This window comes from Mariniflexile sp. (assembly GCF_041583155.1).
In the GTDB taxonomy this organism is placed as follows: Bacteria; Bacteroidota; Bacteroidia; order Flavobacteriales; family Flavobacteriaceae; genus Mariniflexile.
The window spans coordinates 39,462-56,584 of the sequence record NZ_JBFHGK010000025.1; the positions used below are offsets into that span (position 1 = coordinate 39,462).

A 17,123-nucleotide genomic window follows, 5' to 3' on the forward strand; every position below is an offset into this window, starting at 1 on the left:
ACCTCGGTAAAAAATTACTTTATTTCAACAAGTTCTAAATCGAACGTTAAATCGTGTCCTGCTAATGGGTGGTTAGCATCAATAATAATGTGCTCAGGGTGTACTTCAGCTACACGAAATTGTACTTCCGTACCATCAGGGTTTCTGGAAGCTAATCCCATTCCTACTTCCGGAGTCATATCTGGTGGTAATTGGTCTTTTTTAACTTCATGAAATAACTCTTGTTGTATATCGCCGTAAGCTTCAGCAACAGGAATATTAATCGTTTTCTTCTCATTTACCTTCATGTTCACCATGCCTTTTTCAAAACCAGGAATTAACATGCCTTGGCCTAAAGTAACTTCTAAAGGTTCTCTTTCTAAAGAACTGTCAAAAACCTGACCATTACTTAATTTTCCTGTGTAATGCACTCGTACGGTGTCATTCTCTTTTACTTGACTCATAAATAAATATGTTTTCTGTTTTTAAATAGCTGTAAAGCTACAATTAATCAATTGAATGCCATAATCTGAGACAATTAATGCTATAAATTGCATGAATATTAATACAATTGGTTAATTAATGTAAGTATAGTTTTATTTGAAAAAAATGTTCTTTTAATTATTTAGAAAATTCAATCACTTCCAAATTATCAATTTTAGTACCATCAATGGTGAAACGCAGCATAGTACGCACTTTATGAAAACCGTGTTTTCCAACAGCTCCAGGATTCATGTGTAACAAGTTTAGTTTTTTATCTTGCATTACCTTTAAAATATGTGAATGTCCACAAATAAAAAGTTTAGGCGGGTTGGCTCTAATGGCGTCGCGAACACGCACATTATAAGCGCCCGGATACCCCCCAATGTGGGTAATCCAAACATCAACACCTTCGCACATAAAGCGGTTGTGTTCTGGAAATTCGCCACGTATTTTAGCTTCATCAATATTACCCCAAACTGCACGCAAGGGTTTCAAGGCCTTAATGGCATCGGTAATTTTTAAATCACCAATATCGCCAGCGTGCCAAACCTCGTCGGCTTGTTTTACGTGTTTTAAAACAGCATCATCTATATAACTATGGGTATCGGAAAGGAGTAATATTTTTGTCATTATGCGTTGTAGAATTCGGGGTAAAGTTATTGATAATTGTGTTAATTAGTTGTAGGGATTTGATGATAGATTTTGGTTTGCTTTGTCGGAAAAAAAGCCGAATTTCGTTTAACATTTGATATGTAACATTAAAATGATTTCACATCTAGTCGTTGTGCGTAATTTAACGATAAATGTAAATAACTATTAATGGTAAAAGTATTATGAAAATACATTTTAAAAGACTATTTGTCTTAATGAATCTTAAAATAACTCTTCTAATATCCTTTTTTCTGATAATAAATAGCTCATATAGTCAACGAATGGAAATTAAACAAGATAATTCATTTGGTTGTATTCAATTCAAAAAGGAAAATGATAATCGAATTTATTTAGAGGCATCTTATGATAAAGAAAATTTTCAAATGATGTTAGATAGTTACTCTTGGTTTTCAGCTTTGCCGTATGAATGGACGGTGAATAAATGGAAATTTAAAAAAACTCCTTACATCTACACAACAAGAGACATCAATAACAAACGCCAAAAAGTAAAATTAAGATTAATGGACAAAATTAAGATTTCAAATACTTTTTCAGCCTCTAACTTTTACATAAATCCAAAAAAAACTTTGGATAAATACAACTTAGGTGTTTTGGGAAATGATTTCTTAGACGAATTGAATTGGAAAATCGATTTTACAAATCGAAACTTATGTTTTGATAACAAATATTTTAATGTTTCAAATTTAGAGGTTAAGAATAAATTTAAAAAAACTGATTTCCCTTGGTTAACAATTAAAATAGGTGAAATAGAGCATAAAGTAATAATTGATTTGGGTGCCTCACAGGAAATAATAATTCCATTAGATAGCAAACTAGGAACATGGCTAATTTCTACTTACAATTTGTCATCTAAATTAGTTAAAACTGGAGGAGCAAATAGTGAAAAATTAATTGATGAACTTTATGAAATAGAATTGGATTCAATTCTAATTGAAGAAGCGTTAATTCGTAATGTCCATATTCAAATAAGAAAAAATACCAAAGTCTCATTAATTGGTTGTGAATTTCTAAAGAGAGGAGTTTTGTATTTAAACTATAAAACCCCAGATGAAGATTTTAATGAAATTGGTTTTGAATTTTATAAAAAATAGCGAGTTTAATATTAAATCAAGGGTCTGTAATTTAATAAAAATCAGTTCTAAACCGAAAGATAAGTGCTTTTTAATCCGCTGATTTCATACACGCAAACCATTAAACGAACACCGCCAAGAAAAACAACCATTACTTCAAAACCTGCTCTTCAAAGTTTTCCGACTTTGTGGGATACCTATAATTAAGGTCTCACGTTAATTATAAACAAACAAATTTGATCTGAAACTTAAACCCGCGTTAGGGATTGCAGTGAAAAGCCCACAGCGGAGGAACGGAGCGAGGACTTGCAACGCAAAGCCCGCCCCCTTGTGGGTAACGCCCAAATGCAAACTAATCTTTTAATATTTAATTAAGACTCCGCTCTTCCAAGGAATAACAAAACTGTCTATCTTTGCTTTTTTAATAAAAGCACAAACCAAATTGCGATATTTTATAGAACTTTCTTATAACGGCACGGCGTATCATGGTTGGCAAAAACAACCTGAAGCTATTTCGGTACAAGCGGTTATTGAAAAAGGATTGTCTTTACTGTTGAAGGAAAATGTTTCTATTATGGGTGCTGGGAGAACTGATACCGGGGTGCATGCCAAACAAATGTTTGCACATTTTGATACGGAACTGGTTTTTAACGAAACTAATTTGGCTTATAAACTGAATGCCTATTTGCCTAAAGATATTGCCATTGCTGCTATTTTTAAGGTAAAAGCCGAGGCGCATGCCCGTTTTGATGCATTAAGCAGAACGTATTTGTATAGAATTGCTTTGAATAAAAACGTCTTTAATTTTGATAGTGCGTATTTCGTGAAGCAGGATTTGGATGTTGAAAAAATGAAGGAGGCTTCGAAAATTTTATTTCAGTACAATGATTTTCAATGCTTCTCTAAAGTAAATACCGATGTGAAGACATATAATTGCGAACTCATGCAAGCCAATTGGTTTTTTGAAGCCGATGAGCTTCATTTTATTATTAAAGCCGATAGGTTTTTAAGAAATATGGTGCGTGCCGTAGTTGGTACCATGGTTCAAATTGGACTTGGTAAGCTGCAGGTTGATGATTTGCATAGCATTATAAAATCTAAAAACAGGAGTGAGGCTGGGTTTTCGGTACCAGCGCATGCCTTGTATTTAACTGAAGTAGAATATCCCAACGATATAAAAATATAATGACCAAAGAGAAGGAAACTATTTTCGATTTCACATTATTTAAACGTTTGTTTCAATATATAAAACCCTATAAGCTCATTTTTTTTAGTTTGATAGTATTGGTTTTATTATTGGCGCTTTTAACTACGGCTACGCCCTACATTACCAAATACGCTATCGATAATAGTATTGCGGTAAAAGAGCCTGAAAGCTTTTTGTTTTATGTGCTTATCATGTTTGGGGTTTTAATTTTACAAACGGTGTTTCAGTTGTCCTTTATTTTTTATGCGGCCTGGTTGGGGCAAAATTTGGTGAAGGATGTTCGGGTGAAATTATTCAACCACTTGCTAAGCTTTAAAATGAAGTATTATGATAATTCTTCGGTAGGTGTGCTTATTACCAGATCGGTAACCGATATGGAACGGATTGCCGATATTTTTGGCCAAGGCTTATTTACTATTTTTAGAGATTTACTTGCTATGGTAGTGGTTTTCGGGGTAATGGTATATATTAATTGGCGATTGAGTTTGGTGGTTTTCATAATGCTGCCTTTATTAATGTATGCTACCAGAATTTTTCAGAAATACATGAAAGTGACTTTTGAAGAGGTTAGAAATGAAGTGTCTAATTTGAATTCCTATGTACAAGAGCGTATTACCGGTATGAAAATTTTACAACTTTTTACGCGCGAAAAAATTGATTACAAAAACTTTACGATTATAAACGACCGACATAAAAAAGCCTGGTTGAAAACCGTTTGGTATAACTCGATTTTCTTTCCCTTGGCGGATTTGGTTTCGTCTATCAGTATTGGTTTAATTGCCTGGTATGGTGGTTTAAATATTGTTTTGAAAGGCACCGAAGTGTCGCAGGGTGATTTAATTGCTTTTGTTATGTTTATCCCCATGTTATTCCGTCCGTTACGTCAAATGGCTGATAATTTTAATACTCTGCAAATGGGAATGGTGGCTGCAAATCGGGTATTCAAAATTTTAGATACCACATCGCAAATTGACGATAGCGGGACTCATGTTGCCGAACATTTTAAAGGAAACATTCTGTTTGATAAAGTGTTTTTTAATTATGTGGAAGACGAAGCGGTTTTAAAAGGTATTTCATTTGATGTGAAAGCGGGTGAAACCGTGGCCATTGTTGGTGCTACCGGTGCTGGAAAATCGACTATCATTAATTTATTAAATCGTTTTTATGAAATAAAAGGCGGTACGATTTCTATTGATGGATTGGATATTAAAAAAATCACATTAGCATCTTTACGCACCCAAATTGCTGTTGTTTTGCAGGATGTGTTTTTGTTTGCCGATACAATTTTAAACAACATTACCTTGAATAATCCAGACATTACAGAAGCCCAAGTGGAAGCTGCGGCCAGAGATATTGGGGTGCATAATTTTATTGCTAGTTTGCCTGGGGGATATCATTATAACGTTAAGGAACGTGGTGTGATGTTATCTTCAGGTCAGCGTCAGTTAATCTCCTTTTTGCGAGCCTACGTTACGAAACCAAGTATTTTAGTTTTGGATGAGGCAACTTCATCGGTAGATTCGCATTCCGAGCAACTCATTCAAAATGCTACCGATAAAATGACGAATGGCAGAACATCCATTGTTATTGCTCATCGATTGGCAACGGTTAAAAAAGCTGACAAAATTATTGTGATGGATTCTGGTAGTATAGTGGAAGAAGGAACGCACGATCAACTTCTTAAAAAGGAAAAGGGTTATTACAAAAACTTGTATGAAGTGCAGTTTTTAAAAGAGGAAGTTGTTTAGGCTAAATCTTTTTTCACCATTAAGTTTAATTCGGTAACATCATCAAAAACAACAAATTCACCATCCTTAAAGTAGGAGATATGCCCTGTTTCCTCACTAACTACAAGTGCCAAAGCATCGGTTTTTTCGGTAACACCAATAGCTGCTCTATGGCGTAAACCAAAGCGTTTAGGAATTGTTTTTTCATTATTCAAAGGCAGGATAACACGTGTTGCTTTTACAATATTATTACTAACAATAATAGCACCATCGTGTAACGGACTGTTTTTAAAAAAGATACTTTCAATAATAGGTTGTGTTACTTTTATATTCATTTCATCGCCCGTAGTGGTTAAGAAATCTAGGTTATTATTGCGTTCAAAAACAATTAAGGCTCCTGTTCTAGAATTAGCCATTTTCACACAAGCCGATAAAATGGCATCTACATTGGTTTCATCGGTATTTTCGGTTTTTAAAAATTTAAACTGTTTGAAAATTTTACCGCGCTTGCTAAAATTGGTAGAACCAACCATAAGTAAAAATTTTCTAATTTCTGGTTGAAATACGACAATTAATGCAATGATTCCAACCTTCATAAACCCACCAAAAATGCTAGAAAGCAATTCCATATTTAGGAAATTGGTAAGTTGCCATACCAAATAAATGATGATGATTCCAATAAAAATATTAATGGCAACAGTACCTTTAATAAGTTTATAAATATGGTAGAGCAGGAGTGCTACAAGAATGACATCTATTATGTCTATTACCGATAATTTTAGAAGGTCATTAAAAATTTCCAAGGCGAAATGGGTTTTGGTAAATTTAGTAAAATATGGTTAATTAAAAATGAATTCTTCGTTGGATATGGTTAAGTGTTTTAAATCTAGTGCCTGCATCATGGATTTAAAAGTGATATATTCCTGGAAAGATAGATTTTTGTGGAAACATAAAAAGATTTCAACGGGTTCTTGGTAATTGGTTAACAGAGTGTTGAGTTGTTTGGTAACATTAGATTTTTTTAAAACCAATGTGCTAATATTAAAAAGCGGAAATTCTACATATATTTCTTCGGAAGCATTAAAATCGATCTTCATTTTATTAGAAAAATCTAAATCAGAGTTTTTTGCAACATAGTCATTAAACGACTCCAAATGGTAAGTAACGTTGGTGAACTCCATAAAACCTAAATTTGTTATACTGGTATCGTTACAAGTGAAATAATTTTTAGAGTTTTCAGTCTTATGGCTTGAATTGGCCTTTTTGTCTTGCAGGAATTTAATTTTAGGAACAACCTGCTCTAAGCTTAATCGTTTGTCTACATTAAATACCCAGTTCGTAGAACTTATAAGGTTTTTTCTGTTGAGTTCTAAACTATCGGGTTGTGTTTCATCATAAAATAAATAGGCCGCTGAAATGTCGTTAACCTCTGAAATTTCAGATTTATTAATTTCAGGAAGTTCAATAACTTTATCCTTTGCACATGAAAATATTAAGAAAAAAGACATAAGAATGAAGGCTGTATTTTTCATGTTATTAGTTTAAAGATTCAACAAGTTTAATAGTTTCCATAGCTTCTTTTACATCATGCACACGCAAAATGGAGGCGCCCTTTTGTAATGCGATGGTATTTAAAACACTGGTGCCATTTAAAGCCATGTCAGCCGTAGTTTCCAAAGTTTTGTAAATCATAGATTTTCGAGAAACACCTACCAGTAAGGGTTTTTCAATCATTTTAAAAAGCTCTAGTTTGTTTAGTAGCTCAAAATTTTGTTCTATGGTTTTTGCAAAACCGAATCCAGGATCCACAATAATATTGATAATCCCTAATGCTTTGGCTGCCGCAATTCTTTCAGAAAAATAAAGTAAAATATCTTTAGTAATGTTGTTGTAATTACAATGTTGTTGCATGGTTTTAGGCGTGCCCCTCATGTGCATCATGATGTAGGGAACTTGTAATTCTGCCACCGTTTGCAGCATATTGTCGTCCAGTTTTCCTGCGGAAATATCATTAATTAATGCAGCGCCCACTTCAACAGCCTGTTTGGCAACCTCACTTCTAAAAGTGTCGATTGAAATTAAGGTTTCAGGAAATTCTTTTAATACTAATTTTAAAATTGGTAAAATACGGTTTAGTTCTTCGCTTTCCGAGATATGGTCTGCATTTGGTCTGGAGCTATAGGCACCCATATCTATAAATGTGGCACCATCCTTAAGCATCTGTGCTACATGCTTCAAAATGGTAACTTCCGTTTGATACTTGCCACCATCGTAAAAAGAATCGGGGGTTATATTTAAAATACCCATCACTTTTGGTGATGATAAATCAATAAGGGTTCCTTTGCAATTTATAGTCATAATCAATTACCCACTAATACATGAATGTTTTTTTTCTAAAGAATGAACAATTCAAAATTAGGTATTCAAAGTCAATTTTGTATTAAAAAAACAATTATTTGTGTATTCATGGTAACTTTGAAAAACATTTGAACGTTCAACTTTGAACTTTAAACAATTTAAGCGAAATTTACACAAAATTCAATCCATTACATGCAAGATACATCAAAACAATATGATGCCGTAATAGCTACCTGTAAAAGTTTATTTGTTAAAAAAATGTCCGATTACGGTTGTGCATGGCGCATTTTGCGTTTACCATCACTTACTGATCAAATTTTTATTAAAGCGCAACGCATTCGTGGATTGCAGCAAAATGCCGTTAGAAAAGTGGATGAAGGTGAGGCGAGTGAGTTTATTGGTATTATAAATTACAGTATCATGGCCTTAATTCAGTTAGAAAAAGGCGTTGCAGAGCAACCCGATTTATCTAATAAAGAAGCCACCGAATTATATGATAAACATGTAGCCATCACCAAAAAATTAATGGAAGATAAAAACCATGATTATGGTGAAGCTTGGCGCGATATGCGTGTAAGCAGTTTAACCGATTTAATTTTACAAAAATTATTACGTGTTAAACAAATTGAAGATAATAAAGGGAAAACCTTAGTTAGTGAAGGCATTGATGCAAATTATCAGGATATGATAAATTACGCCGTTTTTGCCATGATACATTTAAATGAATAAATAGTAAAAAGAATAATCAACAGAATTCAATAAAATTTTTTATTGGAATTTAAATTTTGGAATCTCCATGAAGGTATTAGTAGCAATAAGTAGAATATTTGTAGGTGTTTTATTCATCATTTCGGGATTAATAAAACTAAATGATCCGCTGGGGTTTTCGTATAAACTTCAAGAATATTTTAGTGTCGAAGTTTTAAATATGCCGTATCTAGAGCCATATGCCTTAATTTTTTCGGTATTGGTTGTTGTTTTTGAAGTGGTTTTGGGCGTGTTTTTAATTATTGGTTACAAACCCAAATTTACGGTTTGGAGCTTGTTGGTAATGATTGTGTTTTTTACATTTTTAACTTTTTATTCAGCCTATTTTGATAAGGTAAAAGACTGCGGTTGTTTTGGAGATGCCTTGGCTATGACTCCTTGGGAAAGCTTTTCTAAAGACGTTGTTCTTTTAGTGTTTATACTTATTTTGTTTTTCGGAGTCAAACACATTAAACCTGTATTTACTAGTTTATACACTACTATCTTGGCACTTTTAAGCTTTATTTTCAGTTTTTGGTTGGGTTATCATGTGTTAATGCATTTGCCGGTAGTAGATTTTAGAGCATATAAAATTGGAAACAATATTCTGGAGGGTATGTCTATTCCAGAGAATGCACAAAAACCTATTGTAGAATATGCTTGGAAGTTTAATGTAAATGGTGAAGAAAAAGTAATTACCACCGATGGTTCATATCCAGATGTGAAAGGTGATTTTGTTAGTGTTGATACGAAAGTAATTGATGAAGGTTATAAGCCTCCTGTTGTTGATTTTTCTATTGAAAGTTCGGAAGGCGAAGATTTTACCCAGCACTATCTTTCAGAAGAAAATGTAATTATTGTTGTGGCATATAACTTGGAGTCCATGGAAAAAGCTGGTGCTGTGAAGCTAAGAAGTATGTCTGATGAAGCTTTGAAAAAAGGCTACAAGGTAATCGGTTTAACAGCTTCAGCCGAAGATGTTAAACAAAGAATTAAAACAAAATATCGCTTGAATTTTGAGTTTTATTTATGTGATGAAAAAGCACTAAAAACGATTGTACGTTCCAATCCTGGGGTTTTAGAGTTAGATAAAGGCACCATCAAACAAAAAGTTCATTGGAACGATTTGGAGGATTTGAAATTGTAATTGTTAATTACAGTTTTCAGTCGCAGTCACTGTTTTCAGTTAAACAACTCAACAAAAAACTATTTGATAAACTATATTTTAAATAAAATCACTTACGCACTGCTTACATTGTTTGGGGTGGTAACCGTTATTTTCTTTTTGTTCAATGTACTTCCTGGAGATCCGGCGCAAATGATGTTGGGGCAGAATGAAGGCAGTGAACAACTAGCTATCGTTAAACAAAAATATGGCTTCGATAAACCTATTAGTACCCAGTATTTCTATTATTTAAACGATTTGTCGTTAATATCTTTTCACTCAAAAAAAGAAGGAGATTATACTTTTTTGAAAAAGGATAAATATACAGCAGCCCCTTTATTTTCAATTGGAAATATCACAACAGTTTTAAAGTTTCCGTATTTACGTGAATCTTTTACCAAGCAAGGGAAAAAGGTGACTCAGGTTTTAGGGGAAACCTTGCCGAATACGTTCGTGTTAGCGGTTTCAGCCATTGTTATTGCCATGTTCATAGGTATTGTTTTAGGTATTATTTCTGCTTTGTATAAAGACCAATGGCTTGATAAAATCATTCAAATTTTCAGTACGCTTGGTATGAGTGTTCCGTCTTTTTTTAGTGCTATTTTATTTGCCTGGTTTTTTGGTTTTGTGCTTCATAACTATACCAATTTAGAAATGACAGGAAGCCTATATGAGTTGGATGATTTTGGAGAATCCAATCATCTTAAGTTAAAAAATTTGATTTTACCGGCCATCGTTTTGGGCATTCGCCCGTTGGCAGTTGTTATTCAACTCATGCGAAATTCATTATTGGAAGTGTTTAATCAAGATTATATCCGTACCGCAAGAGCCAAAGGTTTAAGTGAATTTCAAATTATAAAAAAGCATGCCTTAAAAAATGCCTTAAACCCAGTGGTAACAGCAATTTCTGGTTGGTTTGCTTCTATGTTGGCAGGAGCCGTTTTTGTGGAATACATTTTTGGATGGAATGGTTTAGGAAAAGAAATTGTAAACGCCTTAAACACCTTAGATTTGCCTGTAATAATGGGGTCTGTACTGGTTATTGCCTTACTTTTTATTATAATCAATATTTTTGTAGATATAATTTACGTTTGGTTAGACCCTAAAGTAAAACTTCAGTAAATTTGCATGTCTTTGAAATAAAAAAAGAATCCTTCTATATGAGTAAGCTAAAATATATTATCATACTATTCTTAAGTGCTTTAAGTTGTAAAGCACAAGAAACACCAACGACATTTTCAGAAGCGGCATTAAATGATACGTTTGTTACCTTGGAAGGCAACTCTTTAACCTTCCAATCGATTTTAGATACGAACAAAGGAAAAAAGATTGTTATTGATGTTTGGGCGTCATGGTGTAGTGACTGTATCAAGGGTATGCCTAAAGTGAAGAGCTTGCAAAAAGAATATCCAAATGCTACCTATGTGTTTTTATCGTTGGATAAGACGCAGGATGCATGGAAACGAGGGATTGAAAAATACGAAGTGAATGGTCAGCATTACTTTATGGAATCTGGTTGGAAAGGGCCTTTTGGAGAATTCATAAAGTTAGATTGGATTCCTAGATATTTGGTAGTAGACGAAAATGGCAGCATAAAACTGTTTAAAGCTATTGAGGCAGACGACAAAAACATAAAAAATATTTTATAAATTTTAATAAAAATCCCTTCCATTAAAAAAGGGTAAACTAAAAAATGAGACAACAAATTGTAGCAGGAAACTGGAAAATGAATAATGATTTAGCACAAACTGAATCTTTAATTACAGCTTTAAAAGCGCAAACAAAAACATCAAACGCAGAAGTAATGGTGGCGCCAACGTTTACAAACTTGTGGCAAGCATACCAAACGTTAAAAGACAGTACTATTGAAGTAATTGCACAAAACATGCACTTTGCAGCTAATGGAGCTTATACAGGTGAAATTAGTGCAAGCATGCTTCAAAGTGTTGGTGTTAAAACTGTTATTTTAGGGCATAGTGAGCGTCGTGAATATTTCGGTGAAACTGATGCTATTTTGGCTAAAAAAGTAGATGCCGCTCTGGCTAGTAATTTACGTGTTATTTTCTGTTTTGGCGAAGTATTAGCCGATAGAAAATCAGGAAACCATGAAGCTGTTGTAGAAAGCCAAATTAAAAATGCTTTATTTCATTTAGAGGCTTCAGCATTTAAAAACATAGTTTTGGCATACGAGCCTGTTTGGGCAATTGGTACTGGTGAAACTGCAAGTCCTGAGCAAGCACAAGATATGCATGCGTTCATCAGAAAAACTTTAGCCAATAAATATGGCGCTGATGTAGCAGATAGCGTATCTATTCTTTACGGAGGTAGTGTAAAACCAAACAATGCAAAAGAAATTTTTGGAAAGCCAGATGTAGATGGTGGTTTAATTGGAGGTGCTGCACTTAATGCAGACGACTTTTTCGCTATTGTAAACGCGTTTTAAGTAATTAAAAAAAATTATAGTAATTTCAATTTTAAATTGAATTTAAACATGGGCGTTACCCCGAGAAAAATCGGGGTCGCGCTTTTTGTTATATCTTTTTTTCGTTCCTCTAAAAAGGATGCCACTTCAATCGCTAACGCAAATCACAACAAGCATCAACATTCATATTTCAAACATCTTTAATCAGAATTCCTTATGTCCAACATCATATATATAGGTTACGACTTTAAAGTAACACCATTGCAGCCCGGAGTAGAAATTTTAATTGCCGAACTAGGTTATGCTGGTTTTGAAAGTTTTGTAGAAACGGAAGAAGGTGTAACAGCCTACATTCAAAAAGATGAATGGCATGATGCTATTCTTAATGATGTGGAAATTTTAAATTCTTCAGAGTTCAAAATAGATTTTACTTTCAATGAAATTGAACAAACCAACTGGAATGAAGAATGGGAAAAGAATTTTAATCCGATTTTAGTAGATAATGTATGTTCCGTCCGTGCACCATTTCACGAGAAACCGGATACAAAATACGATATCATTATTGAACCAAAAATGAGTTTTGGAACAGGGCATCATGAAACAACACACATGATGATTCAGCACATCTTGAATACGGATTTCACTGATAAAACCGTGTTGGATATGGGATGTGGAACTGGAGTTCTAGCCATTTTAGCGGAAATAAAAGGCGCAAAATCTGTGGATGCAGTAGATTATGATAATTGGTGTTACCTAAACAGTATTGAGAATGTAGAACGTAATAATTGTAAAAACATTACTGTTATTGAAGGCGATGCCAGCGTTTTAGCAGGTAAGAAATATGATATTATTATAGCTAATATTAATCGTAATATTCTATTAAATGACATGGAAACCTATGTTTCATGTTTGAATAGTGATGGCATGATGTTTTTAAGTGGTTTTTACAATGATGATATTCCTGTTATCCAAGAAGCTTGTGAAAACTATTTGTTAAAATTTGAAGAAAAATTAGAAAGAAACCATTGGGTTGCCTTAAAATTTTTAAATTAGTAAAAACTTTTGACTTATGAGTACTAAAGAAAAAACATTTGAAGAGGTACTGCTTCAGGAAGAAGTACTTACACAAAATGAAATTGTGTTACATAATGATGATGTTAACACGTTTGATCATGTTATAAATACACTTATTTATGCATGCGAGCACACTGCAGAACAAGCCGAGCAATGTGCACTTTTAGTGCACTACAAAGGAAAATGTACTGTAAAAACGGGTGTTTACGACGAATTGAAACCACGTTGCAGTATGTTACTTGAAGCAGGATTAAGTGCTGAAATCGTTTAGGAGTTCATTCTGCCTATTGCACAACTAACTAAAGATTTTGCTTTGGTGCTAAGTGCGTTTTTATCTCCAATTATGGGGTATCCCAAATTATGAAGCAATGCTTTTGCCTCTAATAGACATGTCTCATTGTCATAATTAAACGAAACACTTTCCGTTTGATTATTGACTACCACATCGGTTATGCCTTCTAGTTTTGATAATTTATTGGTGATGGTATTGGCACAACCATGACATTTTAAATTTTGAATTACCAGTAGTTTATTCATAAGTTATCTATTTTTGGTTTCTTAAAGAAGCAACTCAAAAATAGATAACTTATATAAGTTGTTGTGTGACTTTTGTCACATTTGGTAAATTAAGTTGTAAAACGCTGTTTAATGAGGTAGTTTGTCTTTTATAACTCCATAAATAAAAGTGCCTAAAACCGCAGCTGCTATCACGATTATCATGCTGTAAACTCCAGTGCCAAGTATAATATATAAAGGTCCTGGGCAAGCACCTATAAGTGCCCAGCCTAAACCAAAGATGGTACCTCCTACAATATATTGCACAAATCCATTTTCTTTTTTAGGCACCGTGATGTTGGTTTTTTCACTGTTTTTCAAATTGAATTTTTTTGATAGTTGTAGAAAAAGTATACCACTGGCGATGGCTGTTCCAATAATACCGTACATATGAAAAGATTGAAAACGGAACATCTCATAAATCCGATACCATGATACGGCTTCCGATTTTACTAAAACAACACCAAAAAGAATCCCAACTAATAGAAACTTTAAATATTTCATAAACTAAAAATTAAGGGTAAAATAAAGTTAGTCATTATTAATCCGCCTATAAAAAAACCAATTACAGCAATTAAAGATGATTTTTGAAGGCTACTTAATCCGGTAATTGCATGTCCAGAAGTACAACCATTGGCGTAACGCGTACCAAAGCCAACAAGTAAGCCACCTATAATAAGAAGAAGTAGGCCTTTAGTTGAGGTTATAGCTTCAAGATTATACATTTCGCTTGGCACTAGGGTAGCGCCAGCATTTTCGAAACCTAATTGTTTTAATTCTGTTATAGTGGTAGGATTTAAATCAGTAATACTTTCATTTGATAAAAATTGTGTTGCGATAAATCCTCCGATGATAGCACCCAAAACAACCGTTAAGTTCCAAGATTGCTCTTTCCAATTAAGTTTGAAAAAGTTAGATACTTTACCTGCACCCGCAATGGTACACATCGTTTTTAGGTTAGAAGACATGCCAAATGTTTTTCCAAAGTAGAGGAGGAGTGCCATTACCAAAGAAATTAAAGGACCAGAAACATACCATGGCCAAGGATTTAAAATATAATTCATGTTTTTTATTTAGGTTAAAATGCTTATTACAAATACTTTAAGTTTTGTTGTGCGTTTTAATTTATAATAACTCTTAATTAAGTGTGCAAATTTAATGGAAAATTTGGTTTTGTTTTAATAAAAATGCTATATTTGCACCCACAAAAAAGGCCTCGTGGCGCAACTGAATAGCGCACTTGATTACGGCTCAAGAGGTTACTGGTTTGAATCCAGTCGAGGTCACTAAAAGCTAATATAATTAGCAACAAAACCATGTAAGTCTTATGATTTACATGGTTTTCAGGTTTTTAGGAGTACATAAGATTTGAATTGATTTGATTTTAAATGTGTGCTAAAAGGATACCTTTTTTCAAAGTGTGTGCTTAGCCCACACTTTGATCAAATTACTTCATTGAATTAGAATAGTTGATTTGACTTTCGTCTCGATAAATGTTTAATAATTTAAAGACGACAACTATGCGTACAAAACACACTTTTTCAACACTATTTTTAGTGCAAAGTTCTAAAGCAATCAATAGCGAAGCGCCACTTTATGCAAGGATTACAGTAAACGGTAAACGAATTGACATTAGCTTAAAAAGGAAAATTCCTTTACATCTATGGGACAGTGCCAAAAAGAAGGCACGAGGTAATTCAAGGGAGGCTCGACAAATCAACCAGTATTTGGCTCAGGTGCAAACACAACTTTTTCAATGCTACCAAGATTTAAAATTCAAAGGAGAACTTATCACGGCAAAATTGATAAAGGAAATTTATTTGGGTGAAGATGAAAACTCCAAGACACTCCAAAATATTTTAGAATACCATACGAGTAAAACGGAAAACACATTTGCTTCTGGAACTGTACGAAATTTTGGGGTAACTGAAAGATACATTAAAAAGTTTCTCAACAAACACCTAAACACTACAGATGTTTATCTTAATAAGCTTGATTATAAATTTATTTGTGATTTTGAAAATTTCCTTCACAGCTATTGGCCAAAAGGCCATCCAAAAGCAATGGGCAATAATACCATAATGAAACACATTCAAAGATTACGAAAAATGGTAACGCTTGCCTTTCATTTAGAATGGATAGATAAAGACCCTTTTGTTAGATGGAAACCAACTTATGAAAAAACCGATAGACCTTATTTGACGGAAAATGAACTATCAAATATTGAGTCCTATCAGTTCTCAATAGAAAGGCTAGAACGAGTAAAAGATTTGTTTGTTTTCAGCTGCTATACCGGTATTTCATATATTGACCTAATGAATTTAACAAAAAACAATATTCTTAAAGGGATAGATGGTAACGATTGGATATTTACGAATCGTCAAAAAACTAAATCTTCTGTTAAAGTTCCGCTATTAGAAAAAGCACAATATCTTATTAATAAATATCAGGATCATCCTATGTGCCAAATAACTGAAACTTTATTTCCTAATATCACCAATGAAAAAGTTAACTTTTATCTCAAGGAGATTGCAAATGCAGTAGGTTTGAAAAAGAACCTCACTTTTCATATGGCTCGACATACATTTGCCACCACTGTTACTTTAAGTAATGGAGTTCCAATTGAAACGGTTTCTAAACTTTTAGGTCACTCTAAGATAGCTTCAACACAAATATATGCAAGAGTTATTGAGCGAAAAGTCAGTGATGATATGCAAAAGCTAAAGGAGCAACTTTTGAAAGCCAAGAGTAATTCAGATAAAGTTAACCATAAATTGTAATTAACCACTAAAGTGGATGGGACGGATGATGAGAACCATTAAAAGCGGATAATTTGAACCAGATCATTTACGGCTTTAAACTAATACAATACAATGAGTTATAGATAATTTAACTATGTTCACTTTTTTTCGCCGAGGGTGGTGTTTTCTTGCCGTTTTTTGCAACTTTGTGTGATACGTTAAATTAAAGCCAACGTTTATGTGTATGGAAAGTTGCGTGTATGTATGCGTGGATTTTCCGAAGGAAAATCAGACGCTAGCAAACAAAGCAACTAACATTGTGCAAGCTAAAAATAGCAATTTTTCATACACGGTGTTAGGCACTGGCTTCTCATATTTTCTTTTGTCTCAAATTATATAGGTCAATAAATTTGTGTAATTCATCTTCCATGTCGGCAGTAGGAAAATATTTTTTCATTTCTGTATCAAATTCTATCCATTTTTCTAAACCAGCATCCTTGGCAAAGGAAAATATATTTTGCTCTAAACTCTCAGTTTTTTTTGATAGACTATCATCTTTTATTTTGTGGCTGTTTAGCATACATTCTCCACAATATACTATAGTTAGTAGAGTTTTATATTCCTCTTTTGTAAATTCTATTTTCATGATTTTATTCAAATGGCTCTTTTGGGAGTTTTTTTAAATTTTTTATATATCTATCATTATCAAATGGTTTACCCATTTTAATAATTTCAAACAATTCTATAGCCACACATTGTCCTATCATCTGTCGGGATTGAAAGTCATTGTATCCATTCATTGTCAATTTGTTATATGTGATTTTTGTTTCAGGAGGGTCATTATTTTCCAATTGATTTTTTACTATTTCTAGAATCTGCTCTCGTAATATTTCATTATTTTTCATGGTCAAACGGATTTTCCA

General features: G+C 33.4%; 21 protein-coding genes and 1 tRNA gene. 12 read left to right on the top strand and 10 right to left on the bottom strand.

The window, feature by feature from the left end; translation table 11 throughout:
• Positions 1-14 precede the first annotated feature (14 nt).
• Together ABYI63_RS10475 and ABYI63_RS10480 are read right to left on the bottom strand one after the other, a co-directional pair.
• Positions 15-443, bottom strand: a complete 429-nt coding sequence (locus ABYI63_RS10475; protein WP_372756232.1) for a peptidylprolyl isomerase — start codon at positions 441-443, stop codon at positions 15-17.
• A 157-nt stretch (positions 444-600) separates the two neighbouring features.
• Positions 601-1,092 (bottom strand): metallophosphoesterase, encoded by a 492-nt coding sequence (locus ABYI63_RS10480; RefSeq protein ID WP_372756234.1) that lies wholly within the window; start codon positions 1,090-1,092, stop codon positions 601-603.
• A 302-nt stretch (positions 1,093-1,394) separates the two neighbouring features.
• Here ABYI63_RS10480 and ABYI63_RS10485 point away from each other — a divergent pair, with 302 nt between their 5' ends.
• The 3 genes from ABYI63_RS10485 to ABYI63_RS10495 all read left to right on the top strand — a co-directional run bounded on the left by ABYI63_RS10485 (position 1,395) and on the right by ABYI63_RS10495 (position 5,159).
• Positions 1,395-2,225, top strand: a complete 831-nt coding sequence (locus tag ABYI63_RS10485) for a hypothetical protein (RefSeq protein WP_372756236.1) — start codon at positions 1,395-1,397, stop codon at positions 2,223-2,225.
• Positions 2,226-2,646: 421 nt separating this feature from the next.
• The gene (gene truA, locus ABYI63_RS10490; protein WP_372756238.1) at positions 2,647-3,390 is read left to right on the top strand and encodes a tRNA pseudouridine(38-40) synthase TruA; all 744 of its coding nucleotides are present in this window, start codon (positions 2,647-2,649) and stop codon (positions 3,388-3,390) included.
• A complete protein-coding gene (locus tag ABYI63_RS10495; RefSeq protein ID WP_372756241.1) occupies positions 3,390-5,159 on the top strand; it encodes an ABC transporter ATP-binding protein in 1,770 nt (589 codons plus the stop codon). The genes truA and ABYI63_RS10495 overlap by 1 nt, the downstream gene beginning before the upstream one ends.
• On the opposite strand, the gene ABYI63_RS10500 is transcribed toward ABYI63_RS10495, so the two are convergent.
• The 3 genes from ABYI63_RS10500 to folP are packed head-to-tail and all read right to left on the bottom strand — an operon-like array spanning position 5,156 to position 7,496.
• Positions 5,156-5,941, bottom strand: coding sequence for a diadenylate cyclase (locus ABYI63_RS10500; protein WP_372756243.1), 786 nt, complete (start codon positions 5,939-5,941; stop codon positions 5,156-5,158). The genes ABYI63_RS10495 and ABYI63_RS10500 overlap by 4 nt on opposite strands.
• A gap of 36 nt (positions 5,942-5,977) precedes the next feature.
• On the bottom strand, positions 5,978-6,670 hold the full coding sequence (locus ABYI63_RS10505) for a hypothetical protein (protein WP_372756245.1): 693 nt from the start codon (positions 6,668-6,670) through the stop codon (positions 5,978-5,980).
• A gap of 4 nt (positions 6,671-6,674) precedes the next feature.
• Positions 6,675-7,496: a dihydropteroate synthase gene (folP, locus tag ABYI63_RS10510; RefSeq protein WP_372756247.1), complete on the bottom strand. Its 822-nt coding sequence runs from the start codon at positions 7,494-7,496 to the stop codon at positions 6,675-6,677.
• Between the two features lie 192 nt (positions 7,497-7,688).
• On the opposite strand from folP, the gene ABYI63_RS10515 reads away from it, so the two are divergent.
• From ABYI63_RS10515 to ABYI63_RS10545, 7 genes are all read left to right on the top strand, one after another.
• Positions 7,689-8,225, top strand: a complete 537-nt coding sequence (locus ABYI63_RS10515; protein ID WP_372756249.1) for a DUF1599 domain-containing protein — start codon at positions 7,689-7,691, stop codon at positions 8,223-8,225.
• A gap of 67 nt (positions 8,226-8,292) precedes the next feature.
• A complete protein-coding gene (locus ABYI63_RS10520) occupies positions 8,293-9,390 on the top strand; it encodes a BT_3928 family protein (RefSeq protein ID WP_372756251.1) in 1,098 nt (365 codons plus the stop codon).
• A gap of 63 nt (positions 9,391-9,453) precedes the next feature.
• Positions 9,454-10,530, top strand: a complete 1,077-nt coding sequence (locus tag ABYI63_RS10525) for an ABC transporter permease (protein ID WP_372756253.1) — start codon at positions 9,454-9,456, stop codon at positions 10,528-10,530.
• 38 nt (positions 10,531-10,568) lie between these two features.
• A complete protein-coding gene (locus ABYI63_RS10530) occupies positions 10,569-11,057 on the top strand; it encodes a TlpA family protein disulfide reductase (RefSeq protein ID WP_372756255.1) in 489 nt (162 codons plus the stop codon).
• Positions 11,058-11,101: 44 nt separating this feature from the next.
• The gene (tpiA, locus tag ABYI63_RS10535; RefSeq protein ID WP_372756257.1) at positions 11,102-11,851 is read left to right on the top strand and encodes a triose-phosphate isomerase; all 750 of its coding nucleotides are present in this window, start codon (positions 11,102-11,104) and stop codon (positions 11,849-11,851) included.
• Between the two features lie 195 nt (positions 11,852-12,046).
• Entirely contained in the window at positions 12,047-12,883 is an 837-nt protein-coding gene (prmA, locus tag ABYI63_RS10540; RefSeq protein ID WP_372756259.1) for a 50S ribosomal protein L11 methyltransferase, read from the top strand.
• A gap of 16 nt (positions 12,884-12,899) precedes the next feature.
• The gene (locus tag ABYI63_RS10545; RefSeq protein ID WP_372756261.1) at positions 12,900-13,175 is read left to right on the top strand and encodes an ATP-dependent Clp protease adaptor ClpS; all 276 of its coding nucleotides are present in this window, start codon (positions 12,900-12,902) and stop codon (positions 13,173-13,175) included.
• Here ABYI63_RS10545 and ABYI63_RS10550 read toward each other — a convergent pair.
• From ABYI63_RS10550 to ABYI63_RS10560, 3 genes are all read right to left on the bottom strand, one after another.
• Positions 13,172-13,441 (bottom strand): heavy-metal-associated domain-containing protein, encoded by a 270-nt coding sequence (locus ABYI63_RS10550; RefSeq protein WP_372756263.1) that lies wholly within the window; start codon positions 13,439-13,441, stop codon positions 13,172-13,174. The genes ABYI63_RS10545 and ABYI63_RS10550 overlap by 4 nt on opposite strands.
• A gap of 108 nt (positions 13,442-13,549) precedes the next feature.
• Entirely contained in the window at positions 13,550-13,963 is a 414-nt protein-coding gene (locus ABYI63_RS10555; RefSeq protein ID WP_372756265.1) for a DUF6691 family protein, read from the bottom strand.
• Positions 13,960-14,523 carry a YeeE/YedE family protein gene (locus ABYI63_RS10560; RefSeq protein ID WP_372756267.1) on the bottom strand — a complete coding sequence of 188 codons (564 nt, stop codon included), beginning with the start codon at positions 14,521-14,523 and terminating at the stop codon, positions 13,960-13,962. Before ABYI63_RS10560 ends, ABYI63_RS10555 begins: the two co-directional genes overlap by 4 nt.
• Positions 14,524-14,671: 148 nt before the next feature.
• On the opposite strand from ABYI63_RS10560, the gene ABYI63_RS10565 reads away from it, so the two are divergent.
• Both ABYI63_RS10565 and ABYI63_RS10570 read left to right on the top strand, forming a co-directional pair.
• Positions 14,672-14,745 (top strand) — tRNA-Arg (locus tag ABYI63_RS10565).
• Between the two features lie 234 nt (positions 14,746-14,979).
• Positions 14,980-16,239, top strand: coding sequence for a site-specific integrase (locus tag ABYI63_RS10570; RefSeq protein WP_372756269.1), 1,260 nt, complete (start codon positions 14,980-14,982; stop codon positions 16,237-16,239).
• A 331-nt stretch (positions 16,240-16,570) separates the two neighbouring features.
• Here the strand turns inward: ABYI63_RS10570 and ABYI63_RS10575 are convergent, their stop codons facing one another.
• On the bottom strand, positions 16,571-16,846 hold the full coding sequence (locus ABYI63_RS10575) for a hypothetical protein (protein ID WP_372756271.1): 276 nt from the start codon (positions 16,844-16,846) through the stop codon (positions 16,571-16,573).
• 4 nt (positions 16,847-16,850) lie between these two features.
• On the bottom strand, positions 16,851-17,123 hold a 273-nt coding region (locus ABYI63_RS10580; RefSeq protein WP_372756273.1), incomplete at its 5' end, for a hypothetical protein.

Coding starts and splice junctions, on each gene's coding strand:
- ABYI63_RS10475 (WP_372756232.1), bottom strand. CDS start 443: ATGAGTCAAGTAAAAGAGAATGACACCGTACGAGTGCATTACACAGGA.
- ABYI63_RS10480 (WP_372756234.1), bottom strand. CDS start 1,092: ATGACAAAAATATTACTCCTTTCCGATACCCATAGTTATATAGATGAT.
- ABYI63_RS10485 (WP_372756236.1), top strand. CDS start 1,395: ATGGAAATTAAACAAGATAATTCATTTGGTTGTATTCAATTCAAAAAG.
- ABYI63_RS10495 (WP_372756241.1), top strand. CDS start 3,390: ATGACCAAAGAGAAGGAAACTATTTTCGATTTCACATTATTTAAACGT.
- ABYI63_RS10505 (WP_372756245.1), bottom strand. CDS start 6,670: ATGAAAAATACAGCCTTCATTCTTATGTCTTTTTTCTTAATATTTTCA.
- folP (WP_372756247.1), bottom strand. CDS start 7,496: ATGACTATAAATTGCAAAGGAACCCTTATTGATTTATCATCACCAAAA.
- ABYI63_RS10515 (WP_372756249.1), top strand. CDS start 7,689: ATGCAAGATACATCAAAACAATATGATGCCGTAATAGCTACCTGTAAA.
- ABYI63_RS10520 (WP_372756251.1), top strand. CDS start 8,293: ATGAAGGTATTAGTAGCAATAAGTAGAATATTTGTAGGTGTTTTATTC.
- ABYI63_RS10530 (WP_372756255.1), top strand. CDS start 10,569: ATGAGTAAGCTAAAATATATTATCATACTATTCTTAAGTGCTTTAAGT.
- tpiA (WP_372756257.1), top strand. CDS start 11,102: ATGAGACAACAAATTGTAGCAGGAAACTGGAAAATGAATAATGATTTA.
- prmA (WP_372756259.1), top strand. CDS start 12,047: ATGTCCAACATCATATATATAGGTTACGACTTTAAAGTAACACCATTG.
- ABYI63_RS10545 (WP_372756261.1), top strand. CDS start 12,900: ATGAGTACTAAAGAAAAAACATTTGAAGAGGTACTGCTTCAGGAAGAA.
- ABYI63_RS10550 (WP_372756263.1), bottom strand. CDS start 13,441: ATGAATAAACTACTGGTAATTCAAAATTTAAAATGTCATGGTTGTGCC.
- ABYI63_RS10555 (WP_372756265.1), bottom strand. CDS start 13,963: ATGAAATATTTAAAGTTTCTATTAGTTGGGATTCTTTTTGGTGTTGTT.
- ABYI63_RS10560 (WP_372756267.1), bottom strand. CDS start 14,523: ATGAATTATATTTTAAATCCTTGGCCATGGTATGTTTCTGGTCCTTTA.
- ABYI63_RS10570 (WP_372756269.1), top strand. CDS start 14,980: ATGCGTACAAAACACACTTTTTCAACACTATTTTTAGTGCAAAGTTCT.
- ABYI63_RS10575 (WP_372756271.1), bottom strand. CDS start 16,846: ATGAAAATAGAATTTACAAAAGAGGAATATAAAACTCTACTAACTATA.